Genomic DNA, 26,525 nt, shown 5'->3' on the forward strand with positions numbered 1-26,525 from the left:
GGACAGTGAGGCACTCCCAGGGGCCATCCGACCATACCGGGCGAGGAGCACGACGGCCGACCTGCATGGTCATCGAGTCATCATCAGGCTTCACAGCCATTGGAAACGGATCCCTTCTCGGAATCAGCAACCTCATCTGGATCCTCACCCTGGTTTTTGCTGCAGCTGGCGTCCTGCTCAACCGCACTGCTTTCGGGTCCAACGTTTTCGCCCTGGGTGGTAATGAGATGCCGCGCGCATGATGGGGGTGGATGTCATCCGAACAAAAGTCATCGTCTACGTCATCAGCGAAGGCCTCGCAGGACTCGCGGGTGGACTACTCGCCTCAGGGCTTTCCTCAGGCGTAGCCACCTTGGGGGCCCGAACCTCGTGAAGCACCAGGTGAAGCATCAGGTGAAGCACGCCCATCCGTTAGGAGGGTCCATGTCGGCCTGCTCACCCGCCTTATGACGATAGGCTCGTGCCTTCTCCGCGTCCAGCGGGACTAGCGGTCCGGCTGACAGCCAGAACTGGAGGCTTTCCGGAGACCCGTTCCACTGGAAGAAATCAAAGTTGAGTGGAGTGCGCTCAACTACGATTGACAACGTGCTGCTCCTGAGTAAAGTTGAGTGTAGATCGCTCAACAACCGGGCGTGCCCTGATTTTCGACCCCGATTGCGACAAGCGTTTCGACGGGTTCGAGCGCCGGGGCCAGCTAGTTTCCAAGGAAAGAAGGAAGCAACACATGTCACGTGCAGTAGGTATCGACCTCGGAACCACCAACTCCGTCGTCTCCGTTCTCGAAGGTGGCGAGCCCACCGTTATTGCCAACGCCGAGGGTGGCCGCACCACGCCGTCGGTCGTTGCGTTCTCCAAGTCCGGCGAAGTCCTAGTTGGTGAAATCGCCAAGCGCCAGGCCGTCAACAACATCGACCGCACCATCTCCTCCGTCAAGCGCCACATGGGCACCGACTGGAACGTCGACATCGACGGCAAGAAGTACACTGCGCAGGAAATTTCCGCGCGTATTCTCATGAAGCTGAAGAACGACGCCGAGTCGTACCTGGGCGAAAAAGTCACGGACGCCGTCGTTACCGTTCCCGCCTACTTCAACGACGCTGAGCGCCAGGCCACCAAGGAAGCCGGCGAGATCGCGGGCCTGAACGTCCTGCGCATCGTCAACGAGCCCACCGCGGCCGCTTTGGCATACGGCCTGGACAAGGGCAAGGAAGATGAGCTCATCCTGGTCTTCGACCTCGGTGGCGGAACGTTCGACGTTTCCCTCCTTGAGGTAGGCAAGGACGAAGACGACTTCTCCACCATCCAGGTTCGCGCCACTGCCGGTGACAACCGTCTCGGCGGCGACGACTGGGACAACCGCGTTGTGGAGTACCTGCTCAAGCAGCTCAAGGTCAAGGGCATCGACCTCTCCAAGGACAAGATCGCCCTGCAGCGTCTCCGCGAAGCAGCAGAGCAGGCCAAGAAGGAACTCTCCTCCTCCAGCAGCACCAACGTTTCCTTGCAGTACCTCTCCGTCACCCCCGACGGACCGGTCCACCTGGACGAGCAGCTCACCCGTGCCAAGTTCCAGGACCTGACCAAGGACCTCCTGGACCGCACCAAGAAGCCGTTCCACGATGTCATCACGGAAGCCGGCATCAAGCTCTCCGACATCGACCACATCGTGCTCGTTGGTGGCTCCACCCGTATGCCCGCTGTGTACGATCTCGTGAAGGAACTTGCCGGCGGCAAGGAGCCCAACAAGGGCGTCAACCCCGATGAGGTTGTGGCCGTTGGTGCTGCACTGCAGGCCGGCGTCCTGAAGGGCGAGCGCAAGGACGTTCTGCTGATCGACGTCACCCCGCTGTCCCTCGGCATCGAGACCAAGGGTGGCGTGATGACCCACCTCATCGAGCGCAACACGGCTATCCCCACCAAGCGGTCCGAGACCTTCACCACGGCTGATGACAACCAGCCCTCGGTGGCCATCCAGGTCTTCCAGGGCGAGCGCGAGTTCACCCGCGACAACAAGCCGCTGGGCACGTTCGAGCTCACCGGCATCGCCCCGGCTCCCCGTGGTGTCCCGCAGGTGGAGGTCACCTTCGACATCGACGCCAACGGCATCGTGCACGTCTCCGCGAAGGACAAGGGCACCGGCAAGGAACAGTCCATGACCATTACCGGTGGCACCGCCCTCTCCAAGGACGACATTGACCGCATGGTCCGTGACGCCGAGGAGCACGCCGCAGAGGACAAGGCACGCCGTGAGGCAACGGATACCCGCAACACTGCCGAGCAGCTCGCCTACTCCGTTGACAAGCTGATCGCCGACAACGACGACAAGCTGCCTGAGGACGTCAAGACCTCTGTGAAGGCCGACGTCGACGACCTCAAGAAGGCACTCGAAGGCACCGACGACGCCGCTGTGAAGACCGCGTTCGAGAAGCTGCAGGCTTCCCAGACCAAGCTCGGCGAGGCCATCTACGCGCAGGCCGGATCACCGAATGGTGATACGGGCGCAGCCGGCGCTGAGGGTGGTCCCGCAGGCGGCGCGGCTGGTTCCACTTCTGATGAAGACATCGTTGACGCCGAAATCGTCGACGAAGAAGAGAAGAAGTAGCCATGCCCCATCACGGTAACGAAGAAGAGCACGTTTCTTCCGAAGACCGGGCTCAGCAGAGCGAGAACGAGAACCAGAAGCCCGTCATCCGGGACAACCGCAAGGTTGACCCGGAGACCGGGCAGGCCAGGCGGCCGGACAACGAGGCTCAGTCAGGCAGCGCGGGCTCACAGTCGGGTTCAACCCCGTCCGGTTCAGCCCAGTCGGGTTCAGACGAGCTGGATGGTGACGCGTTGTCGCAGGTGGAGGACATCCTCAACAGTGTTGAGGTGCCGGCCGAGGAATCGGTGGCGCAGGGTGTTGCGTCTGCCGAAGCTGAGGAGCTCCGGAACGACCTCCGCAGGCTTCAGGCCGAGTACGTCAACTACCGCAAGCGGGTGGAGCGCGACCGCGCCGTGGCAGGGGAGATGGCCGTCATTGGCGTCCTGAACTCCCTGCTCCCGGTGTTGGACGACGTCGACGCCGCCCGCCAGCACGGTGACCTGGCAGACGGTCCGTTCGCTGCAATCGCCGCCAAGCTGGAGAACGCGCTGAAGACCTACGGACTGGTGCGCATCGATGAGACCGGAGTGGAGTTCGATCCCACCATCCACGAGGCCCTCATCCAGCAGCCCGGCGAGGTGGAACTGGATACCGTCAGCCAGGTTCTGCGCTCGGGTTACAAGTCCGGTGACAGGGTCCTCCGCGCGGCACAGGTTATTGTCGCGGTTCCGGCCTAGCATTACCCCATCGAGATGACAGTTCGCGGCAGTGATTCGAGAGAACATTGCCGTGAACTGTCATCTCGGCACACAGATTTGAAAGGAAACGCCATTGGCTAGCCAGGACTGGGTGGACAAGGACTTTTACGCGATCCTTGGAATCGCCAAGGACGCTTCCGATGCTGACATCAAAAAGGCCTACCGCAAGCTGGCCCGTCAGCACCACCCTGATACCAACTCAGGAAACACCGCCTCGGAGAAGAAGTTCAAGGACATCTCCGAGGCCTATTCCGTGCTTTCGGACCCCGATGAGCGCCAGCAGTATGACGCCATCAGGGCCATGGGCGGCGGCGCGCGCTTCGCCCCAGGCGGCGCAGCCGGAGGAAACGCCGGCTTCGAAGACCTCTTCGGCGGCCTGTTCACTGGCGGCGGCGGCCGTCATTCGGGTGGCTTCAGCACCGCCGGAGGCATCCCGCCCGAGTTCGCTGACCTGTTCGGTGGCGGCTTCGGGGGCGCGCCCGCCGGGTACCAGCGGGCACCCCAGAAGGGCGCCGATCGTACGGCGACCACCACGATTTCGTTCGCCGGTTCCATCCGCGGCACCACCATCGGCCTGCGCGAGCCCGACGGCGAGGTCATCGATGTCCGTGTTCCGGCCGGTATCAAGGACGGCCAGAAGGTCCGTGTCCGCGGGAAGGGGCAGTATGGCCCCGCCGGCAACGGAGACCTCATGGTCACAGTTAATGTGAAGCCGCACGAGTTCTACACCCGCGACGGCGACAACCTGCGGATGCATGTGCCGGTCTCCTTCCCCGAGGCTGCGCTGGGTGCGGACATCGAGGTCCCCACCATCGACGGCGACAAGGTCAAGGTCCGCGTCCCGGCAGGCACGCCCTCGGGCAGGACACTCCGGGTCAAGGGCCGCGGCGTTAAGACAGCCAAGGGTGCCGGGGACCTTTTGGTGACCATCGACGTCGCCGTTCCCAAGAAGCTGACCAAGGAAGCCGAAGAAGCCGTCAAGGCCTTCGCTGCTGCCACTGCTGATGCCGACGTTCGTGCCGGTCTGGCTGACAAGGCCCGTCTGTAGGGAAGGGATTCGCCATGGACATCGAGTTCGACCAGCCCATCTTCGTCATCTCGGTGGCGGCGGAGCTCGCTGACATGCACCCTCAGACCCTGCGCCAGTATGACCGCCTGGGCATCGTGTCGCCGCGCCGCGCGCCCGGGAAGTCACGGCGCTATTCGCAGCACGACGTGAACATGCTCAGGCAAGTGCAGCGGCTCTCGCAGGAGGGCGTCTCCCTGGAAGGCATCAAGCGGATCCTCCAGTTGGAAAACCAGGTAGCCGCTCTTCAGCGCCGCGTCAGTGAGCTGACCGAGGAACTGAGCCAGCGGCGTCGTCCTTTGGATGCGAGGATTTTTGCCGCTGGTGCCGCCGGCGACGTCGTCACCCTGGCCAGGGGCCAGCGGCCGAGGGCACGCTCCCAGGCACTGGTTGTCTGGAAGCCCCGGGCCGAGCAGCAGTGATGGGGACCAGCAGTGATTAAGAAACGCGGTCGGATTGCTGAAAGGCTATTGGCCGGCGGAAACGAACCCGATCCCCGGTTTACGTTGGCCAACGAGCGGACCTTTCTGGCGTGGATTCGGACCTCGCTTGCTTTCCTCGCCGGCGGCGTGGCCGTCGAGGCCTTTACCGGTGATCTTTTCCAGGAGCCGGTCCGCAAGGCGCTCTCTGTGATTCTGCTGCTTTTGGGCATGTTCATCAGCGGGGGATCAGCCGTGCGCTGGATCAACGTTGAGCGGAGCCTGCGGCATGGCCTGCCGTTGCCGCTGCCCCTGATTGCGCCGATTCTGGGCATCGGCGGCGCAGTAGTGGCCGCCGTCGTCGTGCTTCTGGTACTTCTTTCCTGAACGTGGACAGCGACTGAACATGGTCAGCGACGACGGACAGCCTCCGGTCCGGCTACACAGTGACCCCGGTCTTCAGCCGGAGCGGACATCGCTCGCCTGGGGCCGGACCATGATGGCGCTGGCCACCGTCAGCACCATCTTCCTGCGGTGGATCGAACAGCACGGCCTGTTCGTCCTGACGCTATGGGGCATCTCCTGCCTCACGGCCGCCGCCATCTTCGTCACCCAGCGGCCCCGCTACACCCTGCACGGGGAAGGGATCAACAGGGGGCTGATGGGCCCCAACATCCGGTCAGTGCTGTGGACGGCGTCTTCTGTGCTGGTCCTGGGAGTGTTGGGGATCTACGTTGTGGCCATCACCCGCTAACGCACGCCACTAGTGCTACGCGGTCTGCTACCTCAGGGGTCAGTCGTTGAACAGCCCGGCCAGGTCCTCGGCTGTGAGCGATCCGCCAGCGAGGGTATCGCCTTCCATCACGTCCGAGAACAGCTGGGATTTCCTGGCTTTCAGAGCCATGACCTTTTCCTCAATGGTGTCCTTGGCTACCAGTCGGTAGACCATAACGTTCCGCGCCTGGCCGATCCTGTGGGTCCGGTCCACGGCCTGGGCTTCCGAGGCGGGGTTCCACCAGGGATCCAGGAGGAATACGTAGTCGGCCTCCGTGAGGTTCAGGCCAAAGCCGCCGGCCTTGAGGCTGATGAGGAAAACGGGTGCGGTTCCGTTTTTGAATTCGTTGACCACATCGGAGCGGTTGCGGGTGCTGCCGTCGAGGTAGCAGAATTCGATCTTTTCCTCGATGAGCCGCTCACGGACCTTGCCCAAAAAGCCTGTGAACTGGCTGAAGATGAGCGCCCGGTGGCCTTCAGCCACAAGATCGTCCAGTTGCTCAAACAGCACATCGAGCTTGCTGGACCGCACCGCGGTCAGGGCAGGATCAACCAGGGAGGCGTCCAGGGCCAACTGGCGGAGCAAGGTAAGGGACTGGAAGATGGTGAAGCGGTTCTTTTTGACGTCGTCTATCAGGCCAAGGATCTTTTGGCGCTCACGTTGCAGGTGGGTCTGGTAGACCTTCTGGTGACGCGGATTCAGGACCACTTCCAGGATCTGCTCCTGCTTGGGCGGCAGGTCCCGGATGACTTGCTCTTTGGTGCGGCGCATCATCAGCGGACGGATCCGACGCCGGAGCTTGTCCAGCTGCGCCTTGTCCCCGTTCTTTTCCACCGGCTTCTGGTAGTTCTCCGCGAAACGGCCCGGGCTGGCGAAGAGCCCGGGAGCCACAATGGACGTCAACGCCCAGAACTCCATCAGGTTGTTCTCCAACGGCGTGCCGGTGATGACCAGTTTGAAACCCGCCTGCAGCTTCCGCGCGCACTGGTAAGCCTTGGACTGGTGGTTCTTCACGAACTGAGCTTCATCCAGCATCAGGCCTGCCCAGGCGCGGGACGCGTAAGCGTCATAGTCAATCCTGAAGAGGGCGTAGGAGGTAATCACGACGTCGGCTCCGGCCATCGCTTCCACCGGATCGGCGCCGCTTTTGGCAAAGGTCTCGCCGACTGCCCGGACCGTCAGCCCCGGAGCGAAGCGTGCAGCTTCGGCCTCCCAGTTACCCACCACACTGGTGGGCGCGACCACGAGGAACGGCGCCTTCCCGGAGGCGGCTGCAGTGCCAGCTGTATCAACCCCGGCCGCCTCTTTGGCCGCGCAAATCAGTGCCAGCGCCTGGACTGTCTTGCCTAGCCCCATGTCATCTGCCAGCACTCCGCCCAGGCCGTGCTTGTACAGGAAGGTAAGCCAGTTGAATCCTTCGAGCTGGTAGGGGCGCAGCTCGGCGTTCAGGGAAGCCGGCAGCGGAAGCCCCTTGGTGCCGCCGTCGAGCAGCCCGCCAACCGCTTCCCGCCAGGCAGCCGCCTGCTCATCCACAATTCCCAGATGCGCCAGCTCGTCCCACAGGCCTGCCTGGAACCGGCTGATCTGGAGCGGTGCGTCCTTGTTGTCCTGCAGCGACCGGGCTTCGTCAATCAGGGCCCTGAGCTGGTGCAGCTCCGGAAGATCCAGGGAGAAGTAGGCGCCGCTTGGCAGCAGCATGCGGGTCTGTCCTGCTGCCAGCGCGGAAAACAGTGCGGCGAAGGAGACGGGCTGGCCTTCGAGGGTGATGACGATTCCGAGGTCGAACCAGTCCCGCTGCTCGGTGGCCTTGGTGGAAATAGCGACGACGGGGGCTTCGTCGGCCTCGCGGTAATCGGCGATCACCCCTGCCGTGTCCACCTCGACGCCGGCTGTTTCGCGGAGCCGCGGCAGCACCTCCTCGGTGAACGCCAGCGTATCCAGCCCTTTGAGCTCAACAGACGCCGCGATCCGTGGCGTGCCCCAGCCTCCGGCTGCGGATTCACCTAGGGCGGGCACAACGTCCCACGGCTGGCCCACGGCCTCCAGAATGCGGGCTTCGCTGGGGTCGTCGCGGTAGCCATGGTCGTCCGAATGGCGCCACAAAGGCTGGGCGGTCACCAGGTTTCCGGACTTGTAATGCCATTCCCAGTGCAGCCGGACCCTGTGGTCTGCGCCATAATTTGCCAGCAGAGACAGCGTGGGAACGGCCAAGGTGGGCAGTTTCACCGACTCATCAGAGGCCGTCACTCGGGCAGCCTGCTTGAGCTTCGGATAGAAGCCCGTGAGGAACCGGCTCTCATCCTTGGCTGGGATATGAAGGGTGTTCGCAGCGGTCACAAAGTTCAGGAGCTCTTCGCTGAGCCCATTCTCCAGCGGAGCGAGTGTGATCACCGGTTCGGCGGAGGAGGTTCCGGGACCTGACGCGGGCCCGTCCACTCCCGGAAGCGTGGCGTGGTCCGAAGTCAGGAAGATTCCATGGGCTGGCCGGCCAATGGTGCCCACTGAAGCGGGGTCCACCACTTCGCCTTCAACGGTGACCGTGGGTGATAGCACCAGCCCGCCGCCGTCGGCTCCCACTACACCGTCAGCTGCAACAATGCCGCCGGCCGCATCAGCGGCGACTTCAGCCGCCGTCCCTTCGGCTGAATCCGATGGGTCCCCGGCGCCTGACCCGGAACGGGTGAGGTTAAGCCCGACGACGGCGGGAGACTCCGCGAAGCGCACAGGTTCCTGTCCTCGTCCGTGGACCAGGGCGACCCCGATCTTCCGTGCTTCAGCGAGCAGGCTCCACAGGTTCTTGCCGGCGTAGGTGTTCAGCCCAAGCCATGGGGCCGAGGCGACATGCTGGCGGTTGGCCTGGACCGTATGCGAGGCCAGGAACTCCTGCATCCACTCCACATGCTCCTGATTGCACTCCCGTTTGAAGTTCAGGTAGCTGAGGGTGTTCCACGAGACGTCGCCGCGGATCCATTTCCCCTTCGCCCCCATGATCACAGGCCGGGCCTTCAGCTGCCGGACGCTTCGGAGCGGGTCACGGCGCCCTGTGTAGGAGAAGTGCGGCGCCGGCTCTTCGATCTCAAATTGCAGGGCCAGGGGGATGCCGTTGGTGGACTGGGTGATACCGGGCTTGGCGATGAGTGGGCTCAGTGCCTGCTCCCAATCAGCCAGTTCCACGGTGTGCTGATCACGGGACAGGCGCGAGATCTCGGCGGGTGCCAGCAATTGGACGCGGGTGGCGGGATTGTCCTCGGCGGCAAACAGCAGCGCAGCGACGTGTTTGCAGTCCTTGCGAACCGGGCAACTGCATACGCCCACCGTGCAACTCCAGCCGCCGGCCTTCCGGACAAGCTTGGCGGTGGTCGAATACGGGACCTCTGCCCCGCCCCTGACTTTGCCGAGCATTAGCCCGGTTGCGGCGTCGAAAGTGATGCCCGAGACGCGGCTGCCCATGGCATAGGCCAAGCCGGCCGCAAGGGAGCGGTCGTTGATAGCGGGGGTCTGAATTGCCAGCGCCGAACTCTGGTCCGGTTGGGATGGAATGGTATGCACTACTTTCGGCAGGTCAAAATGCTGCAGGTTATCTGATCCATCTTAGTCAGCGAAACGAGCGCCTGAACGTAGCCCCGGACGGTTCCCCTCGAAACAGCCCGATGCTAGCGTTGAAAGTGATCTGCAGAACGTTTGGCCTTTGGTTCAAAAGGAAAGGAGATCAAGATGGTTGAGCGGGGAAATACCACCCATGGCGCGAAACACAGCCACTTCCAGACGACACCGAATACCCGGGAAGCGGGTGAACGGCATGAATTCAACCCTTGAGAGGTTCTCGAAGCTCCTTGAGATGGACGGCACCTGGTGCACAGTGCTGGCCGACGCCGGAACGGGAACAGTCGACTCCCTCGAAGCGGCAGACGTCCGGCCCGGGCAGATCCGTGACGCTCTCCTTGCAGCAGGGGCTGCCAAGGCAGATGCCCAGGCTGTGGAGCAAGCTATCCAGCCACTGGAGGGTGTGCCGAATCCGGTGGCCCGCTTCCTCCTGGTCCACGACGGCCGGGTAGAAGTGGACGAGGTGCTCGCGGGCGAGCGAGTCGACAGTCCCTACGTAAAAGTCGGCGTAGTGCCCGACCTCCTGCCGCTTCTCCGGCATGCCGATTCGGATATTCCGGTGGTGACGGCCAGCGTTGACCGCTCGGGCGCTGACATCAGGCTCGCCTATGCGCGCCGCGCCATGACGGGTGGGCCTGAATCCAGCCGATCAGTGCAGGGAAGCACGGAGAACCTCAAAAAGGTGCCTGGTGGCGGTTGGTCCCAAGGGCAGTTCCAGCACCGGACCGAGGAGATCTGGCGGAAGAATGCCGAAGACGTGGCGGCGGAAATAGACCGTCTTGTTCGGACTGAACGCCCCGCAATCGTTGCTATTGGCGGGGATGTCCGGGCCCGGGACCTGGTCCTGCATCAGTTGTCGGAGAACGCACGGACTATTGCTACCACCGTGGACTCGCACACCAGGGCCGGCGGTGCACATCCGGAAGTTATGGATACCGCCGTCGAGAAGTTGTTGGCTGAAAACCAGGCGTATTTACAGCGCCGGCTGCTCGAACAGCTCGAGGAAGAGAAGGGGCACAACAACGGAAAGGCGGCATTCGGCGTCGGGTCCGTGGTTCACGCCCTTCAGCAGGCACAGGTGCAAACGCTGGTCCTGAGCACGGAGCTGACGGCAGATCCAGGCGCCGGAAACACGGCTACCGATCATGACAACCACCCGGCGAGGGAAATGCTGGTCCTGGGCTCAAGCCCCTGGGTAGCAACAGTGGAAGAGGAAACCCTCGGAGCGCAGATCCTGGGTAAGGCTGCTGCGGCTGCTGCGCTGGTCAGGGCTGCCGTACTGACGGACGCCGACGTCGAAATCCTGCCCAAGGCAGCGATTCCGGGCGGCGCGATGGTGGCGGCGCTCCTGCGTTGGCAGGTGGGTCCGCCGGTTCCCGGAGAAGGCTAGCAACTGCCGAAAGCCGCACCCGACGGCGGGACGCCCGGGAACATCTGGGCGTCCCGCCGTCGTGGTAGGGGCGGTTATCCGCCGCTATTGCTCCTCCGCGACTGCCGGTTCCCCCACAGATGCTTCCTTGCCCGCGCTGATGGTGGCCTCGATCATCGAATTCATGAATCGGGTGGCGACTTCGAGCTCCTCCGGTGTAAATTCCGCCAACGCCTCGCCCATGTGCCGGGCGAGTGGCAGGAACATGGCTCCGCCGTCGCTGTATGCCTTCGGCGTCATCCGGAGCTGGACCTGCCGCCGGTCCGTGCCTTGACGTTCGCGGACCACATGGCCTGACGCGTGGAGCCTGTCGATGAGCGCAGTGGTGGCCGGCGAACTGAGGTTCAGCTCTTTTCGCAGAACGCCGGGGGTCACCACCTGGCCCTTCGCGGAGTGGCGGATGATCACGGCCAGGGCGTTCAGGTCGGTACGGTGCATGTCGTTCCGCCCGCCGGCAGCGTCCACATATCTGTTGGCTTCCAGGGTGAACTCCTGAAGCAGCCGGACCAAGGGTGGTGACTCGCGCTGTTGGGATGGATCGAGTGACACAACTGCCTTCCGGTATCGCTTTCAGTGGAGCATATCGCTGTTCCTTACATCAGAGCTTGTTTTACTGATCCAATTGTATCCATCATGGAGATACTTTACGATGGAACTACTTCGGTTTTGGCAGGATTGCTGCTGACCTTCCGGAGCCCACTGCCAAAGGAGAACCATGAGCCGCTTCGGCCGCGGGCAAGCCAGCCAGCAGGACCCCAGGCAAGCCAGCCAGCAGGACCGAACGGAAAACCGTTCTCCTTTCTGGCTGCGCGCGCTGCTACCGGCTCTCCTTGTTCTCACCTGGATCGGCGTGGCTGGGGTCGGCGGCCCCACCTTCGGCAGGCTCGACGAAGTATCCTCCAACGACCAGGCCTCTTTCCTGCCCGCAGGGGCGGAGGCTACGGCGGCGCAGGAATGGCAGAACAAATTCCGCGATTCCGCCGTCATTCCTGCAGTGATCGTCGTCGAAAATGAGGCGGCTTTCACTCCTGCCCAGCTGAGCGAAACAGCCGCCTTGAAGGACAGGCTTGAAGGAGTGCAGCCCGGCGGGACCGTGATTGGTCCGATTCCCTCCGAGGACGGGCAAGCGGTGCAGTTTCTGGTTCCGGTGCCCTCGGAAGGGGAAGTCAAGGAAGTGGTCCAGGAACTGCGGGCTGTATTGATGGAGTCTGCCCCCGCCGGAATGGAGACATATGTCACCGGCCCAGCTGGCCTGACGGCAGATCTCGTCAATGCATTCGCAGGGATTGACGGCATCCTCCTGCTGGTGGCGTTGAGCGCTGTCTTCGTGATTCTGCTGATCGTTTACCGCTCGCTGCTGCTACCGATCGCCGTCCTGCTGACCTCTGTCTTCGCACTGTGTGCTGCAATCCTGCTGGTGTTCGGCATGGCCAAGCTCGGCTGGATCCAGCTCAACGGGCAGAGCCAGGGAATCCTGTCCATCCTGGTGATCGGTGCCGCCACAGACTATGCGCTGCTCTATGTCGCCCGGTTCAGGGAGGCGCTGACCCACACCATCAACCGGACGGCCGCGACGGGTGTCGCCTGGAAGGCCTCGTTCGAACCGGTCCTGGCATCCGGAGCAACGGTGATCATTGCCCTCCTCTGCCTGCTGTTCTCCGACCTCAATTCCAACAAGGCCCTTGGGCCCGTGGCTGCAGCCGGCATCCTCTGCGCCCTCCTTGCGGCCTTGACCCTGCTTCCGGCCCTGATGGCGCTCCTGGGCCGCTCCGCATTCTGGCCATTCCGCCCGAAACTGGTGCCCGACGTCGACCGCGAACCGCGCCTGACCACGGGTTTGGAGGGTCAAAAAGGATTGTGGAAGGCCACGGGCTCGCTGGTCTCCCGGCGGCCCCGGATCGTTTGGGTGGCATCGGTCCTGCTGCTGCTGGCAGCATCAGGGGGCATCCTTCAGCTGAAGGCCAACGGTGTGCCGCAAACGGAAGTCATCCTTTCGCCGTCGAACGCGGTGGACGGCCAGGACGCGCTGGCCCGCCATTTCGACGCCGGTTCAGGCAGCCCCGCTGTCATCGTCACCGGCGAGTCCAGCGCCCAGGCGGTCCTCGACCAGACAAAGGCCACTGACGGCGTCGGAAACGCCTACGTCCTGGCGGAAGGAAGCGTGCCTGTCACCGGGGCTTCCGGCGTCCCGGCGGTGCGTGAGGGGAAGGTGCTCATCAATGCCACCCTGGACTTCGCGGCTGATTCCCCTGACGCCGAGAAAGCGGTCTCGAACCTGCGCAGCAACGTCAAAAAGGCGGACGCCGATGCCGATGTTGGCGGCGTCACGGCTACGGCCCTGGATACGAACACCACAGCCCAACGGGACCTGGTAACCATCATTCCCATAGTCCTTGCCGTCATCCTGCTGATCCTGATGCTGCTGCTGAGATCCGTGCTGGCCCCGGTCCTCCTGGTGGCGTCTGTTGTGCTTTCGTACGCCGCCGCCATGGGCGTCTCAGCAGTGGTGTTCAACGAAGTTTTTGGCTTCCCTGGCGCTGACGCCACTGTGCCGCTTTTTGGCTTCGTCTTCCTGGTGGCGCTTGGGGTGGACTACAACATCTTCCTCATGAGCCGCGTCCGCGAGGAGTCGCTGAAGCACGGCACCAGGCCAGGAATCCTGCGCGGACTGGCCGTGACTGGCGGAGTGATCACTTCTGCGGGAGTGGTGCTGGCAGCCACCTTCGCTGCCTTGGGAGTCATCCCCATCATGTTCCTCGTGCAGTTGGCATTCATTGTCGCCTTCGGCGTGCTCGTTGATACTGTCCTGGTCCGCTCTCTCCTGGTTCCCGCTTTGGCCTACGATCTGGGCCGGAAGGTGTGGTGGCCGGGAAGGCTGAGCAGGAGCACAACAGGCGAGGACGCGTCAGGTCCACGCGGGCGGAGCGAGGGCGACGACGGCGAAGGGGACTTCGCGGGATCGGCTAGCCGTTCTGCTCCAGGGCGCTCTGCAGGATAGCCAGGGCCTCGCCATCAACTTCTGAAGGGGTTTTGAGGCGGAGCCGGCGGGTGAAGGGGTCATCTGCCCGGGCCTTCACGGCCTCCAATCTTCCCTGAGTGGGTGAATCCAAACGAAGGGTTACGTCCACGATTGTGTTGGTGGTCCGTGCCACCTGTGCAAACTTCCGCCGTGGGCTGTGCAGGGAAACGTAGCCTTTCCGCAGTTGGATCTCCACACCGTCTGTCGCCGCCGCCCAGGCCAGCAGGGCATCGGCGATCGGTCGCAGCTCCGGATGCTCGGCGTACTGGGCATCGAGTAGTTCGTCCGCATCGCGCAGCATGAACTCCGGGTAGCCGAACATCTCCCAGGACACTGCATATTGGGCGTAGCCGGTGATGCTGTGCTCCTGCCGCATCCACTCCCGGAGTTCGGCGTCGTTTTTCAAACCTGCAGCCCGGGCGCGTTCCGCCCACCAACCCACATCGTGCCCCGATTTACGCAGCAGCAGGGCTTGGTTGCTATCCACCATGGTCTGCCACGTTTTGGCAGCATTTTTCAGATCGCTCGGCTCGGCCATGCTCTAAATGCTAGCGGCTGGCGGCCATAGTATACTCACGCCGCTTATGGCAAAGTTGCTGCTACGTCCCCAGGTGCTGTGGACAGCTTTCCGGGTCCGGGGATCGGTCTTGGCGTTGGTCTGGGGGATTGGTCGGGGGATCGGGGGCTTCACATGCTTACGCTTGAAAACAAACCTGCCGTGGAAGGGCGAGGCTCTACAGGACGAAGGGGGAGGCTACCCTGGGTGTTCGCCGTTGCCTCGGCTGTATTTGTGGCTGCCCTGGGCGTGGTCCTGGGCTCCAACCCGGGGGCACCTTCGTCCCAGACCCTTGGCAACATCTGCATCCTGCTGGCGGCACTCAGCGCCGCAGTCAGCTGCGCCCGGGGTGCACGCAAAAAGCCGCATCAGGCCCGGGCCTGGCTCTTCCTCAGTATCTCCGCTCTTGTTTATGCAGCCGGCATGTCCGTCTGGACCTACTACGGCCTCACCCTGAATCACCAGTACCCGTTTCCTTCAGCGGCTGACCTCGGCTTCCTTGGCTATGCCATACCAGCCGCCATAGGGCTATTCCTGTTTCCGAGGGACCCTGCACCACTGGTTGCGCGGCTGCGGGTGGTCCTGGATGCGCTGGTCATCGCCAGCTCCATCCTCTTCATCAGCTGGGTAACCGTACTAGGTCCCCTTCACCAGGTAGAAAACGCCGACCACCTCAGCCAGATCACCGGCCTCGCCTACCCCATGGTTGATGTGCTGATGGCCTCCCTGGTGCTTTCGCTCGGCATGCGCAGCCTCCCCGGAGACCGGCTACCGTGGCTCTGCCTTGGCGGGGGACTCCTGGTCCTGGCGATGACAGACAGCATCTACGTGAGACTGGTTTTCGAAGGCTACACCGGCTCCACCGGAACACCGCTGGCAATGGGCTGGGTGTCAGCCTTCCTCCTGCTGGCGCTGGCGCCCCTCGTCCCGGAGAAGCCAAGATCAACTGGTGATCGGCGCGAATATGTCCTCATGCTGGAGTTGCTCCCGTATGTACCAGTGATCGGTGCTGTAGTAGCTTCAGCCGTGCATTCGGTCACCAATTCTGACGGATTCCTCCTGATCAATGGAGCGGTGCTGCTTGTGCTGGTCATGGTGCGCCAGGTCCTGATTGTCTTCGAAAACGTCACGCTGACAAGGGAGCTGGAATCCAAAGTAACCAAGCGAACGGCAGAGCTGGAGGGCCTGGCAGCCATCGTTAACTCCTCCGCTGACGCCATTATTGGAACCACCCCAGAAGGAGAAATCACCAGCTGGAATCCCGGGGCGGAGCGGATCTACGGCTACCGCATGGAGGATGTGATCGGCCGGAACATCTCCTTCCTCATTCCGGACCACCTTCGCGGAATCGAGGAATCCTTCACCGCGAATGTTACGGAAGAGGGGGAAACCCGCAGCTACGAAACCGAACGGGTTCACAGTGATGGAGCCACTATCATTCCGGTCGCCCTGACGATGTCTCCGATCCGGGGAGAAACCGGAACCCATGGAATAGCAACTATCGCCCAGGACATCACGGAACGACGGCGTAATGAGGCGGAGCTCCGTGACGCGAGGGAGGCAGCACTCGAATCCAGCCGGCTAAAGTCCGAGTTCCTGGCAACCATGAGCCACGAAATCCGGACGCCCATGAACGGGGTGGTGGGACTTACCGCTCTCCTCCTGGAAACGCCCCTCGATGCGACCCAGCGGCAATATGCCGAAGGAGTCAAGGGCGCAGGAGAAGCGCTGCTGGCACTAATCAACGACATTCTCGACTTTTCAAAGCTGGAAGCGGGCAAGGTTGATTTGGAGTACTCCCCGTTCGAGCCCCGGCTCGTAGTGGAGGAAGTGGCCGGACTGTTGGCGGAAGCAGCGCAGGGGAAGCAGCTGGAACTGATTGCGTATTGCCACCCGGAAGTCCCCGCCCAGCTGGTGGGGGATTCCGGCCGGATCCGGCAGATCCTGCTGAACCTGGCGTCCAACGCCGTGAAATTCACCCCGTCGGGGGAGGTTGCCATCCGCGTCACTGTCACGGACCAAGACGCGTCTGAGGTAGTCCTTCGCTTCGAAGTGAGTGACACGGGTATCGGGATAGCTCCGCACGACCATCAGCGGCTGTTTGAATCTTTCTCGCAGGCAGATGCCTCCACAACCCGCCGCTATGGAGGGACCGGGCTGGGACTGGCCATTTCCCGGCGCCTCACCGAAGCGATGGGTGGGCAGATTTCCGTCGAGAGTGCCTTGGGTGAAGGCAGCACCTTTTGGTTTATGGTGCGCTTGCCGATATTGGAGGGCGGCGTTCCGGCTGCTCCCGTGCAAGGTGCCCTCACCGCGCTCCGGGTTCTTGTGGTGGATGACAACGCCACCAACCGACTCGTCCTGGAATCACAATTGAGCGGCTGGAGCATGAAGCCCGAAGCATATTCTGACGCCCCCTCAGCCTTGGCGGGATGCCGCCAGGCCGCCGCCGAGGGCCGGCCTTACGATATTGCTGTCCTGGACATGTGCATGCCCGACATGGACGGCTTGGACCTTGCACGCGCACTGAGCAGCGATGCGGCCCTTCAATCAACCCGGATCATCATGCTGACGTCCACTATGCAGGTTGACCGAAAAGAGCTGGCGGCCGCGGGGGTGCGCGAATGGCTGACCAAACCTGTTCGCAATTCGGAATTCTTTGACCGGCTGATGCGCTTGACGGCTGTCACTCCTTCCCCGGGCCCTGACGAGAAACCGGTGCCGGCACCAACCGTCAAACCCGATGTTCCCTCCAAAGGCAGAATATTGGTGGTGGAGGACAACGAGGTCAACCAGTTGGTGGCTCGCAGCATGGTGGTGAAGCTGGGCTACGAGGTGGATATTGTGTCGGACGGCTCGCAAGCCCTGGAATCCACTGGGGCCGTTGATTATGTGGCCGTTCTCATGGACTGCCACATGCCTGTGATGGACGGGTTTGCAGCTACGAGGGCCATCCGGGCACGAGGAGGCAAGGGGGCCACGCTCCCTGTCATTGCCATGACCGCCGGAGCCATGGCCGAAGACCGCGAAGCTTGCCGGGCAGCCGGTATGGATGACTACCTCACCAAACCAGTGGACATGGCGGAGCTCGATCAGGCCCTTGCCCGCTGGGTAACGTCAACGCCGGCGGCGTCGCTGGCCCCGGCGTCGGCTCCACAGCCTGCTCCGGACGCCATGACTGTTGACCCGGCACGCTTGGCCGTGCTGCGTGAATTGGGTCCGGACGACGGAATGGGCCTTTTACCGGCAGCTGTTCAGGCATTCAGTCAGGACATTGCCCCGAGTCTGGAGGCACTCCGTCAGGCTTTGGATAATGGGCCCGATGGATCACTTGAGCGGGCCGCGCACAAGCTGAAAGGCGCGGCAGCCAACATCGGCGCCCGGGGCGCCGTCGCACTTTGCGAGCAGCTTGAGGAGCAGGGACGTTCCCGTCAAAAAGGCGATTCCGAACTCCTGAACCGGTTGGCGGCCGAGCTCGCCCTAGTGGACAAAGCACTGCACGACGCGTTGGCAATGGCGCCATGAGGGTGCTGGTGGCCGATGATGATCCGGGTTCGCTGCTTGTAGCCAAGGCCGCCGTCGAACAATCGGGTCATGAATGCATCGCGGCCGCCGACGGTGATTCGGCCTGGAAGCTGTACCAGCAGTACCGGCCGCAGGCAGTGGTTACAGACCTTGTGATGCCCGGGCTCGACGGGCTTTCGCTGTGCCGGGCAATCCGTGCCGCGGGGACGGACTCTTACACGTACATCGTCCTGGTCACCTCGCAGGGTTCACGGAAAGATGTCCTTGCAGGGCTGGAAGCAGGGGCGGATGATTACGTCACCAAACCGCTGGATCCCTTCACTCTGCACACACGTCTGCTCGTGGCGCTCCGGATCACTTCCCTGCATGCGGACCTTGCCCGCTACCGTTCCGCTCTTGCCGAACAGGCACGGACAGACCCGCTGACAAAGCTGTCCAATCGGCTCAAGCTCGACGAGGACCTGAAGTTGTTACACGGCTTCAGTGAAAGGCATGGCCAGGACTATTGCCTGGCCATGTGCGATGTGGACAATTTCAAGAGTTATAACGACATCTACGGACATCCGGCGGGTGATATTGCGTTGCAGGAAGTGGCGGCAGTGCTGTCCAAGCAGGGCCGAAAGAGCGATGGAATTTACCGGTTCGGCGGCGAGGAGTTCCTGCTGGTGTTGCCGAATCAGTCCTGGCGCACTGCGAAAACCCTGGTGGAGCGCGCCAGGGCCTCTGTACAGGCCCTGGGGATCGTTCACAGCGGTGACCCTACAGGCGTTTTGACGCTCAGCGCGGGGATCGCGGCCTTCAGGGAGGGTCACAGGCCAGGCAGCGAGCAGCTCCTCGAGGAGGCAGATGCCGCACTATATGCAGCCAAAGCTGAAGGACGGAACAGGGTGGCAATGAACTCCAGAATCCCCCGTGACGGGGCCTGATCTGCTGCTGTTTTTGGGAAGCAATGGTCCTGTCCCGGGTTCCCTTCCCTGAAGTGATTGATTAGTGTGAGTCACTATGGTCTCTCCAATGTTCACCGTTTTACCGACGATGACTGGTTTCCATGGGGGTCTTCGACGCGCTGCTGCAGCCGGTGTAGTCGGAGCGATGCTGGTTCTTTCCGCAGGAATTCCTGCGGCCAATGCTGCAGGCCCAACGCCACAGGACTCGTGCTTCCTGTTGTTCTGCTCCCCGTCCCCACCTAAGACGGCCGAACCCACACCCACCCAACCTCCGCCGAATCCGGGAGATCCCCCGGAGGCTCCGGCTCCTCCGGGAACGCCTTCAAACCCGACTGCGGCCCCCGCACCCACCTCTCCCGCTGAACCCTTCAACCCGGGTCCGACGGAAGGGGCCGTCGCTCCATCCGAGGGCCCCCGTCCAAATCCTTCTGCCTCACCCGACAACACAGCAGCCGTGGGTAGCCCCGGCGCATCCTCCACAGGCGCCGCTCCGGTAGCCGACGGTTCTGGCTCAAACACCCAACAGGCCCAGCCAGCCGGGGGAATAGGATCCGCTGGCCAAGGTATCGCTCCTGCCTCCGGCGCAAAGGATAACGGCGCCACATCCTCACGGAACCTTGAGACGGCGTACATGGTCAACCAGGACAAGGGAAACATTGCATCACTGTGGTGGGGGATCGTTCTGCTTGCCGTCGCCGGCATGGCACTGGTGATCTTTTTCAGGCTGCGGCGGACGGAAAAGCTGCTCACAATGTCTGCGTGAAAGTCTCCGGAAAAAACTTTTGGATATCGCGTAACCGATCCGTGGTGCAGGGCGATGTATAGGGAGTGCGGGCGTTGCTTCGCACCACCTGACCTACCGGTTGTACACGAACCGGTTTTGCACCAGTCCCAAATTCTTCGGAGGGTTTCATGTCCTTGTTCACTGTTATTGCCACCAGTAAAGTCGCCGCGAGCGCATTGGCCGCAGGCGCCCTGGCCGTTGGTGGCACCGGTGCCGCAGCATACGCCGGCGCACTTCCCACCGAGGTCCAGCAGAGCGCCCACGAGCTGCTCGGAGCCCCGGCACCCCACGTTGACGGCGTTTCAGACGCAGCCAAGGCTGCCGCTGACGCTGCCCCCAAGGCTGTTGAGGACACCAAGGTTGAGGCCGGAGCAGAAGCCGGAGCAGAGGCTTCGGCCGCTGCCAGCGCGACCGCTGCTGTTGACGCAGCCGGTCCTGCCGCTTACGGTCTCTGCACCGCCTTCACCAAGGGCGGCCTCGCAGCTTCCTCCGAAGGATTCGTTTCGCTGAGCATCGCTGCCGGCGGCGAAACCGGCATTGAAAGCTACTGCGCCGGCGTCATCGAGGCAGGCAAGGCTGCAGGTAACGTTGAAGGCCAGGCTGAGGTCTCCGGATCGGCCGCTGCTAAAGTAGAGGCTCCGGCACTCCCCGAGCTGCCGACCCAGGCTGCCGTACCGGCAGCTCCGGAACTGCCTGTCGCGGTTCCCACGGAGGCCGCTGACGTTGCCTCATCGGCTGTACGCCCGTAGCGCTTTATCTCTAGTGGCCGCGGGGCCTCGTGCCTAACCGCAAGGAGCTCCGCGGCCCACAAACGCGCGCGACGTCAGGGCCGTTCCATGATCAGGAACGCTGACTTCGCCGCACGGATGGAGGAGCCCGATTGCTGGACTCTGTGACTGATGAATACGTGCACACTGACGGCGCAGATCCGTCCGTGCTATTCACGGTCGCTTACCGCAGATATTCCGGCGCAGTATTGGGCTACCTTCGGGCCAGGGGAGTAGACGACCCCGAGGCTGTCACCCAAGACGTCTTCCTGGCCTTCTTTCCCAAACTGGAAAGCTTGACGGGCGGGCTGCAGGGGGCAAAATCGTTGATCTTCTCCATTGCACATGCCCGGATGGTGGACCACTACCGCCGCAGCGAACGTACGCTCGCTCTGAGCCCTTACGAGGCAGAGCTGGATGGACGCAGATCGGCATCTGCTGAAGACCAGGCGATGTCGCAGGCCAACGGGCTGGGAGCCGCCGCTTTGTTGGAGGACCTCAGCGAGGACTACCGCGAAGTGTTGGCGCTGCGGGTCGTAGCCGACTTGTCAGTAGAACAAGTGGCAGACATTATGGGCAAGACTCCGGGAGCTGTAAAGCAGTTGCAGCGCCGGGCACTTTGCGCACTTAGGGACCGTGCGTCAATTACGAAACAAGGCACATCATGAGCTACACACCCGTATCCGGAAGCGAACGGATCATTGACCAGGTCCTGGCTGAAGCCGGACTTGAAGACGCAGACGATCTCCGCCCCGTCCTGCTTGAGCTTCGTTCTTTGGGAGCCGAGCAACCAGGGCCAAGCGCCGAGATCCTTGCCCTCATGGAGGGAACCAAGAGCGCTGGATCCGGCCTCGATGCCGGAACCCCCGACGCCGTGATTCACCACGACGAGACCGACGCCGGAAGTGCTGTCGTCGTCGACCTCGCCGCCCGCCGTCGTAACAAGCGCCGGCTCCCGCTGACAATCTTTGGCGTAGCTGCTGCGCTTGCCGCTGGAGGCGGTGCAGCGGCAGCAGCCGACCAGGGCGTCCGCGATACCCTGCACTCGGCCTTCAGCTCCATCGCCGCCACTTTTGCGGGCGAGAGCAACAAACAGGATCCTAAGAACCAGACGGTACCGGCACCAGCGGAAACCGGTGGGGAGGTCCAGGGGACGCTGCCGTCGCCGACTGGTGCTGCCCCTGCCCCGTCGGGGACGCAGGGGAGCCCAGGCAATGGCGCCCAGCCCGGTCAGGACGTCGGGTCACACGGTACCGCCGATCCGGGTGCAGTGCCCGGGAAGTCATCCCAAAACCCCTGGCTGAACAGGACACCGCCTGCGATTCAGGACGTGCCGGGAGCGCCCGGGATCCCTGCCCCGGGATTAACACCACCGGACCTGGGCCTGCCGTCCCTGCCGGCAGTCCCCACTCCGCAACGTACTGACGGGGCCACCCCGCAGCCCTGAGCCACGGCAGCGAGTGGAGCTTTCTGCACAGCAACGTATTCAGCTGCTTGAGTGCCACCCGTCCAGCACAACCGGGCCGAGCGGCGATTCCAGCGTCGCGGTGAGCGGTGGATTCTGCGCGACGCCGGTAGGACCTGTGTGAACGGCGGGAAGCTTCAGCACATCGAGGGCCTGCGCCGGAAGCTCGCGCTGCTGATGGCAATCACCCGGTTGTGAGTACCCATGAACGCATGCTTGCCACCACCGGATGGCTGAACGCCGAATGCGGCCGCGCACCAGGCCTCGCCCTGCTCCAGCGAATCGGCGGCAATGACCAGGTGATCGATAGTGGCGTTCAAAACTCAACCGTACCGCTCGGGGCATTCGACAGAGCGTCCCTGCGCCCCTGCGTCAGTATCCGCCGGCTGCCGCCGACTTGATCATGTCTCCTGCGGGACTGACCAGATACCAGACATCCATGACCCCCTGGCCCAGAATGTCGCCAGGCTCCTTGTCCTGGGCGAAGTAGTAGATCGGCAGGCCGTTGATGGTGATCTGCTTCGAGCCGTCCGCTGTATTGATGGTGCCGATTGTCCCAGTGACGCCTTCCACTGTGGGTGCATCGGACGTGGTAGTGACGGCAGGCCAGGCAGCAACACAGGCATCCTTGCAAGCACTGGTTCCGGAATCCTTGACGTCCTTCGTGAAGAAGTAGACACTTTTCCCTTCGGCGTCCACCACAATCTGCCCCGCCGTCGAGGAGGCAGTCTTGAGTTCGACGTCGGCTGCCGCAGCGGTGGTGGCGCCGGGCGCCGGAGCTGAGGTGACCGGGAGAGGCGCACCGGTGGTGGGGCTGGTGGTTCCGGGGTTTCCGCCGCAGCCAGCGAGTGCCACCGCCAGTGCCAGTGCGGAAAAGGCCACGCCCCATTGCTTGTTCATATCTGCTCCTTGAGGTGAGTACGGAGTCTTGCATGCATCGATGATTCTGGTTGGGCTACCACCAACGATGGCACTCAGCCGGGGATAACAGGTATGACGCCAAGGGGCGGAGAATGGTTCAAATGAACCAATCACGGGGCTGGAACGTCGTACGGGGCGGGATAGAAAAGAGGAAGGCACGTGCCGCTTGATGAAGAGGTAGTGGCTGCCATCTATCGGGAACACGGGCAAGCGCTCCGCCGTTTTGTCCTGAACGCTTCTCCTGACCCGCACGGGGTGGATGACATCGTGCAGGAGACAGTGCTCAGGGTGTGGCAGCATGCTCCGCAGATCACAGGCAGCCTTCGCAGCTACCTCTTCCGTACCGCCAGGAACATCATGATTGACAACTACCGCAAGGCCCAACGGCGTCCCATCGAAGCGACGGAACGCGATGTAGCCGATCCCGTCGAGGCGGCCGAACGCGTCGACGAACTGCTGAACAGGGTACTCATGCAGGAAGCACTGTTGCGGCTCAGCGCAGAGCACCGGGACGTCCTTGTCGCGCTGCACTACCGGCGTTTCACGGTCAGCGAAGCCGCCGTCCAACTCAACATTCCACTGGGCACGGTGAAATCGCGCGCCTATTACGCAGTCAAAGCGCTGAGAACCATCCTGGATGAAATGGGAGTGCAGCGGTGAGCGGGGACCAGCTCCACCACTTGTTGGGCGCCTACCTCCTGGGCGGCCTTGATGCGGCCGATACTGGCCGCTTCCAGGAACATCTGAAGGTTTGTGCAGAGTGCCGCAACGAGCTTGAGGATCTCAAGAGCCTTCCCTCTCTGCTGGAGACACTTCCCGTCCCGGACGCAGTAGCCCTGACCTGTAACCGCTCGCCGGAGGGCGAAACTGAAGATGCCCGTACAGTTCCGCCGGCTTTGCTGGATGAACTTGCTGTGCGTCGACGGAAATTACGACGGCGCTGGTCGGCTGTTGTGGGCGCCGTCGCTGCCGCTTGCCTGGCTATCGGCTTCGTCGCCGCGCCGCTGCTGAACCCGCCACCCACGCCCGATGCCAGCTATTCGGTGGAGGCAAGCAGCGGGCTGCAGGTGACAGTTGGGCTGGTCAAGAAAAACTGGGGGACCGAGCTCGCCCTGGAAGGCCGCAGCATGCCCTTGAACGGAACGTTGTCCTTGTGGGTGAAGGACCGCTCCGGCGTTGAGGACAGGGCGTGCGCGTGGACGGCAACGCCCAGTGGCCGCATCCGCGTCACGGGGGCAACGCCGGTGCAGCTCACCTCCATTTCCGAAGTCGAGTTACGCAATGATCGGCAGCAGGCTGTGGCTGTTATCTCGGTACCGGAGGGTCCGTCCTGATTGATGTTTCTGCAGCCGGAGAGTGGAACCGTCCACCGTGCGTCAACTGTCGAGTATGAAATCCCGCCAGGAGCCCCGACGCGATGGCAAGACTGGCTCCGATGACCGCCGGAGCAGAGCCAGTTGCTCCGAGGAATATGAACGCGATGGCAACGTAAATGAGTGCTATTGTGCCGGCTCCGACCCCTGCAGTAAGTGCCCGCGGCAGCACTTGTGTTGGGGCCTTATTTGCTTCAATCCACAAGGCGGCCAGGGAACCGGCACACGTTGCCAGGCCGGCAAGGGCTCCGAGGATGAGGCCAAGCATGGCCATGAGGAGGATTTGTCCAGCGTTCATGCCCCAAAGTCCGAACTGCCCTGGATACAGGTTTGCCTGCAGCGTAGAAAAACCCGCTATCCCAGCGCTGATGCTCGCTCCCAGCAGGGCTCCGGTGGTGGCAGCCCGAACCAGGAGCACCCCCGCAATCGTTTTAACATTGCGCACAGCTACCGTACCCATGGTCGACACACTAGCGGATGTCGAGGAAAGCCCTGCTTGTACTCCATTCGCTGGTTCTCGAGCGAATACAGTTTGGAAGTGAACATTCGCCCACTCAAGCGCTTTATCGGCCTTGCGTCTGTTCGAGGCCACGCAATTAGAGCAGCACCCAAGACCTAAGGGATCCCTGCATGCAGAGCGAAGATGTTCCGAAGATGGAGACGGACCTATACGAGGCCATCGAGGGTGCGCAATCCAACGAGAGCTTTGTGCTCGCGAATTACTATCCGCTTCCCTTCGATGCGGAAGAAATCAACAGCTGCGTTATCGAAGTCAAGTCGTTCCCTGATCGAACTGAGTGGACTCCTATCCTGCCGCTTCCGCTCTGGTTTCAAAGCATCACGCGACTGGCTGCTGGCGGTTTTCTGCTCAGCTCCGATGATGGCACCCTGATGCGGGTGATCGATGACACCGTTGAAGAACTTCCACTGTCGCTCAGCTTCGCTGTCACGGAGATTTGGGAACGCGCCAGCGACGACTATTGGATTTTCCACAGCAAGGGCCTGGTGCACTGGGATGGTGGGCAGACCTTAAGCGGCGCAATCAAGACAGGCCGGATCTTGAACGTGCATGCCTTTGGGCCTGATTTCGCCGTCGCTGTGGGGCAAGCGGGGATGGTGCTGGCGTTTGACGGCCAGCGTTGGAGCGAGGTCGGCTCGGTTCCCACCAAGAAGGTACTCAATGGCGTTCTCTGCGTTGCCCCGAACGAAATCTATATTTCAGGCTGGCAAGGGGTTTTGTACAAGTGGGATGGAAACGCCGGCTGGAAGAGAATCAAATATGTGGGCGATGTGGATGGCAGTGAGATTTACGGCGGCAGCCTCGCCTGCTATCGCGGCACCGTCTACCAATGTGCCGATGCATATGGTCTTTATCGGATCGCCGGTAAAAAGGCCAAAGCAGTGGAGACATTCTTCTCGGCACGCGCCATGGTGCTTCATGACAAGCTCATTGTCACGGGCGAGAACATGTGGAATGAGTATGACGGGAACGAGTGGATTCAGGTCGAAATGTCGCTTTAGTCTAGGTGGCCTAGTTTCTGGGGGTACGCCCCAGGAGCTTCAGCGCAGTGCGCGCAGGTAACGCCTCTGGACAATGCGTTGTGCGGTCAGGAGGAGTGGGAAGAGCAGTTTCCATGGTTGTTGTGTTGCCGCCCTGGTGAGCGAGCGAACGGTGAGATGCACTTCGTCGCCGTCGCGGTGAACAACGAAGGCTTCCTCACCGTCCACTGGATGGCCGGGCAAGGTGCGGTAAGAAAATCCGCGCCTCGCATCTTCTTGGACGACAGCCATGACTTCCACTGGTTCTGTGACGGTGAGGCCAAACAGGCGCGCAAAGACGAGGACACGATCCCCCGGTGAAACCGGACCTGTGGTGTTCACGACGAAGCCGCTCTCGGTCTTCACCCTCCAGAGGAGCACTTCCTGAGCTACGCGTTGCCATACCGCATCGCCACTGCCGAGGTGAGTTGTCAGCTCTGAGCGACGGTACTTGCGGTCGCTGGCAGGCCACTGGTCAAGATGCGGTGTCGTCATGCGGTTGTCCCTCTCGCGGTTCTGAATTGCGGCTGTTTTTTGGTTGTCTGGGCGCGTGATCCGGTTTCATCTACCGCTGCAGCTCTTCGACAATGCTGTTGCCGGTTTCGGGACGTGATTCCCAAGCCCACGTCTCATGGAAACGTACCCGGCCGTCACCAAGAACCTCGATACTCGATTCACAAACTCCGGTTGAGGTTTCCTTGTTGGTACCAAGGTGGGCATAGCGAAAGTTCAACTTCCCGGCGTTTCGGGTTCCGACGAGGTAGCCGCGGATGACCGCACCTCCTGAGTACTCCGCCCAAATCACGTCATCTTCCTGGTGATAGGTGAAAGTAGTGGATTGTCCGACTTCGCCGGTTGCGGAGTTCTCAACTCCGGCGAATATGCGACCGTCCAGGGACACTGTTTCGGCTTTGGCCGCTGCTTCATTGCTCACGCTCCGAACCATAGCAACGGTTTGCGCAGGAATTCCCAATGGTCCGGATATGCAGCCAAGGTCC

The 26,525-nt window shown here is 62.3% G+C and carries 27 protein-coding genes; 19 read left to right on the forward strand and 8 right to left on the reverse strand.

From position 1 onward, the window contains the following. Positions 1 to 65: 65 nt before the first annotated feature. From M1E02_RS02040 to M1E02_RS02075, 8 genes are all read left to right on the forward strand, one after another. Positions 66 to 242: a hypothetical protein gene (locus M1E02_RS02040; protein ID WP_479376505.1), complete on the forward strand. Its 177-nt coding sequence runs from the start codon at positions 66 to 68 to the stop codon at positions 240 to 242. Next, the gene (locus tag M1E02_RS02045) at positions 239 to 373 is read left to right on the forward strand and encodes a hypothetical protein (protein WP_479376506.1); all 135 of its coding nucleotides are present in this window, start codon (positions 239 to 241) and stop codon (positions 371 to 373) included. Before M1E02_RS02040 ends, M1E02_RS02045 begins: the two co-directional genes overlap by 4 nt. A gap of 351 nt (positions 374 to 724) precedes the next feature. Next, a complete protein-coding gene (gene dnaK / locus M1E02_RS02050; protein ID WP_479376507.1) occupies positions 725 to 2,599 on the forward strand; it encodes a molecular chaperone DnaK in 1,875 nt (624 codons plus the stop codon). Between the two features lie 2 nt (positions 2,600 to 2,601). Next, the gene (locus M1E02_RS02055; RefSeq protein ID WP_479376508.1) at positions 2,602 to 3,318 is read left to right on the forward strand and encodes a nucleotide exchange factor GrpE; all 717 of its coding nucleotides are present in this window, start codon (positions 2,602 to 2,604) and stop codon (positions 3,316 to 3,318) included. 94 nt (positions 3,319 to 3,412) lie between these two features. Continuing rightward, on the forward strand, positions 3,413 to 4,387 hold the full coding sequence (locus M1E02_RS02060; protein WP_479376509.1) for a DnaJ C-terminal domain-containing protein: 975 nt from the start codon (positions 3,413 to 3,415) through the stop codon (positions 4,385 to 4,387). 14 nt (positions 4,388 to 4,401) lie between these two features. Further along, positions 4,402 to 4,827 (forward strand): heat shock protein transcriptional repressor HspR, encoded by a 426-nt coding sequence (locus M1E02_RS02065; RefSeq protein WP_479376510.1) that lies wholly within the window; start codon positions 4,402 to 4,404, stop codon positions 4,825 to 4,827. A gap of 12 nt (positions 4,828 to 4,839) precedes the next feature. Beyond that, a complete protein-coding gene (locus tag M1E02_RS02070) occupies positions 4,840 to 5,211 on the forward strand; it encodes a YidH family protein (protein ID WP_479376511.1) in 372 nt (123 codons plus the stop codon). A gap of 19 nt (positions 5,212 to 5,230) precedes the next feature. After that, positions 5,231 to 5,578, forward strand: coding sequence for a DUF202 domain-containing protein (locus M1E02_RS02075; protein ID WP_479376512.1), 348 nt, complete (start codon positions 5,231 to 5,233; stop codon positions 5,576 to 5,578). 39 nt (positions 5,579 to 5,617) lie between these two features. On the opposite strand, the gene M1E02_RS02080 is transcribed toward M1E02_RS02075, so the two are convergent. Continuing rightward, complete coding sequence (locus tag M1E02_RS02080) at positions 5,618 to 9,139, reverse strand: DEAD/DEAH box helicase (RefSeq protein WP_479378037.1); 3,522 nt, start codon at positions 9,137 to 9,139, stop codon at positions 5,618 to 5,620. Positions 9,140 to 9,398: 259 nt separating this feature from the next. On the opposite strand from M1E02_RS02080, the gene M1E02_RS02085 reads away from it, so the two are divergent. Then, complete coding sequence (locus M1E02_RS02085) at positions 9,399 to 10,592, forward strand: baeRF2 domain-containing protein (protein ID WP_479376513.1); 1,194 nt, start codon at positions 9,399 to 9,401, stop codon at positions 10,590 to 10,592. Positions 10,593 to 10,676: 84 nt separating this feature from the next. Here the strand turns inward: M1E02_RS02085 and M1E02_RS02090 are convergent, their stop codons facing one another. Then, positions 10,677 to 11,180 (reverse strand): MarR family winged helix-turn-helix transcriptional regulator, encoded by a 504-nt coding sequence (locus M1E02_RS02090; protein WP_479376514.1) that lies wholly within the window; start codon positions 11,178 to 11,180, stop codon positions 10,677 to 10,679. Between the two features lie 166 nt (positions 11,181 to 11,346). Here M1E02_RS02090 and M1E02_RS02095 point away from each other — a divergent pair, with 166 nt between their 5' ends. Continuing rightward, positions 11,347 to 13,629 carry an MMPL family transporter gene (locus M1E02_RS02095; protein WP_479376515.1) on the forward strand — a complete coding sequence of 761 codons (2,283 nt, stop codon included), beginning with the start codon at positions 11,347 to 11,349 and terminating at the stop codon, positions 13,627 to 13,629. Here M1E02_RS02095 and M1E02_RS02100 read toward each other — a convergent pair. Further along, positions 13,595 to 14,188: a DUF5655 domain-containing protein gene (locus M1E02_RS02100; protein ID WP_479376516.1), complete on the reverse strand. Its 594-nt coding sequence runs from the start codon at positions 14,186 to 14,188 to the stop codon at positions 13,595 to 13,597. The genes M1E02_RS02095 and M1E02_RS02100 overlap by 35 nt on opposite strands. Before the next feature lie 225 nt (positions 14,189 to 14,413). Here M1E02_RS02100 and M1E02_RS02105 point away from each other — a divergent pair, with 225 nt between their 5' ends. The 6 genes from M1E02_RS02105 (at position 14,414) to M1E02_RS02130 (ending at position 21,676) form a co-directional block, all read left to right on the forward strand. Then, positions 14,414 to 17,731 (forward strand): response regulator, encoded by a 3,318-nt coding sequence (locus M1E02_RS02105; RefSeq protein WP_479376517.1) that lies wholly within the window; start codon positions 14,414 to 14,416, stop codon positions 17,729 to 17,731. Further along, the gene (locus M1E02_RS02110) at positions 17,728 to 18,657 is read left to right on the forward strand and encodes a GGDEF domain-containing response regulator (protein ID WP_479376518.1); all 930 of its coding nucleotides are present in this window, start codon (positions 17,728 to 17,730) and stop codon (positions 18,655 to 18,657) included. Before M1E02_RS02105 ends, M1E02_RS02110 begins: the two co-directional genes overlap by 4 nt. Positions 18,658 to 19,132: 475 nt before the next feature. Further along, on the forward strand, positions 19,133 to 19,441 hold the full coding sequence (locus tag M1E02_RS02115; RefSeq protein ID WP_479376519.1) for a hypothetical protein: 309 nt from the start codon (positions 19,133 to 19,135) through the stop codon (positions 19,439 to 19,441). 149 nt (positions 19,442 to 19,590) lie between these two features. Further along, positions 19,591 to 20,211 carry a protein tyrosine phosphatase gene (locus M1E02_RS02120; protein WP_479376520.1) on the forward strand — a complete coding sequence of 207 codons (621 nt, stop codon included), beginning with the start codon at positions 19,591 to 19,593 and terminating at the stop codon, positions 20,209 to 20,211. A gap of 131 nt (positions 20,212 to 20,342) precedes the next feature. Further along, complete coding sequence (locus tag M1E02_RS02125) at positions 20,343 to 20,897, forward strand: RNA polymerase sigma factor (protein ID WP_479376521.1); 555 nt, start codon at positions 20,343 to 20,345, stop codon at positions 20,895 to 20,897. Next, complete coding sequence (locus M1E02_RS02130) at positions 20,894 to 21,676, forward strand: hypothetical protein (protein WP_479376522.1); 783 nt, start codon at positions 20,894 to 20,896, stop codon at positions 21,674 to 21,676. Before M1E02_RS02125 ends, M1E02_RS02130 begins: the two co-directional genes overlap by 4 nt. A 155-nt stretch (positions 21,677 to 21,831) precedes the next feature. Here M1E02_RS02130 and M1E02_RS02135 read toward each other — a convergent pair whose 3' ends face one another. Both M1E02_RS02135 and M1E02_RS02140 read right to left on the reverse strand, forming a co-directional pair. Beyond that, positions 21,832 to 22,014: a VOC family protein gene (locus M1E02_RS02135; RefSeq protein ID WP_479376523.1), complete on the reverse strand. Its 183-nt coding sequence runs from the start codon at positions 22,012 to 22,014 to the stop codon at positions 21,832 to 21,834. Between the two features lie 52 nt (positions 22,015 to 22,066). Next, on the reverse strand, positions 22,067 to 22,594 hold the full coding sequence (locus M1E02_RS02140; RefSeq protein WP_479376524.1) for a COG4315 family predicted lipoprotein: 528 nt from the start codon (positions 22,592 to 22,594) through the stop codon (positions 22,067 to 22,069). A gap of 180 nt (positions 22,595 to 22,774) precedes the next feature. Between M1E02_RS02140 and M1E02_RS02145 the strand changes: the two genes are divergently transcribed. Continuing rightward, on the forward strand, positions 22,775 to 23,275 hold the full coding sequence (locus tag M1E02_RS02145) for a sigma-70 family RNA polymerase sigma factor (RefSeq protein WP_479376525.1): 501 nt from the start codon (positions 22,775 to 22,777) through the stop codon (positions 23,273 to 23,275). Beyond that, on the forward strand, positions 23,272 to 23,949 hold the full coding sequence (locus M1E02_RS02150; RefSeq protein WP_479376526.1) for an anti-sigma factor family protein: 678 nt from the start codon (positions 23,272 to 23,274) through the stop codon (positions 23,947 to 23,949). The genes M1E02_RS02145 and M1E02_RS02150 overlap by 4 nt, the downstream gene beginning before the upstream one ends. On the opposite strand, the gene M1E02_RS02155 is transcribed toward M1E02_RS02150, so the two are convergent. Next, positions 23,921 to 24,448 carry a hypothetical protein gene (locus M1E02_RS02155; protein WP_479376527.1) on the reverse strand — a complete coding sequence of 176 codons (528 nt, stop codon included), beginning with the start codon at positions 24,446 to 24,448 and terminating at the stop codon, positions 23,921 to 23,923. The two genes, M1E02_RS02150 and M1E02_RS02155, sit on opposite strands and share 29 nt — an antisense overlap. A gap of 170 nt (positions 24,449 to 24,618) precedes the next feature. Between M1E02_RS02155 and M1E02_RS02160 the strand changes: the two genes are divergently transcribed. Next, on the forward strand, positions 24,619 to 25,509 hold the full coding sequence (locus tag M1E02_RS02160; RefSeq protein WP_479376528.1) for a beta propeller repeat protein: 891 nt from the start codon (positions 24,619 to 24,621) through the stop codon (positions 25,507 to 25,509). Between the two features lie 39 nt (positions 25,510 to 25,548). Here M1E02_RS02160 and M1E02_RS02165 read toward each other — a convergent pair whose 3' ends face one another. Next, positions 25,549 to 26,022 (reverse strand): DUF1990 family protein, encoded by a 474-nt coding sequence (locus M1E02_RS02165; protein ID WP_479376529.1) that lies wholly within the window; start codon positions 26,020 to 26,022, stop codon positions 25,549 to 25,551. Between the two features lie 70 nt (positions 26,023 to 26,092). Further along, the gene (locus M1E02_RS02170; protein ID WP_479376530.1) at positions 26,093 to 26,461 is read right to left on the reverse strand and encodes an avidin-fold protein; all 369 of its coding nucleotides are present in this window, start codon (positions 26,459 to 26,461) and stop codon (positions 26,093 to 26,095) included. Positions 26,462 to 26,525: the final 64 nt, after the last annotated feature.

The sequence above is a fragment of the Arthrobacter sp. Z5-13 genome, assembly GCF_056499105.1.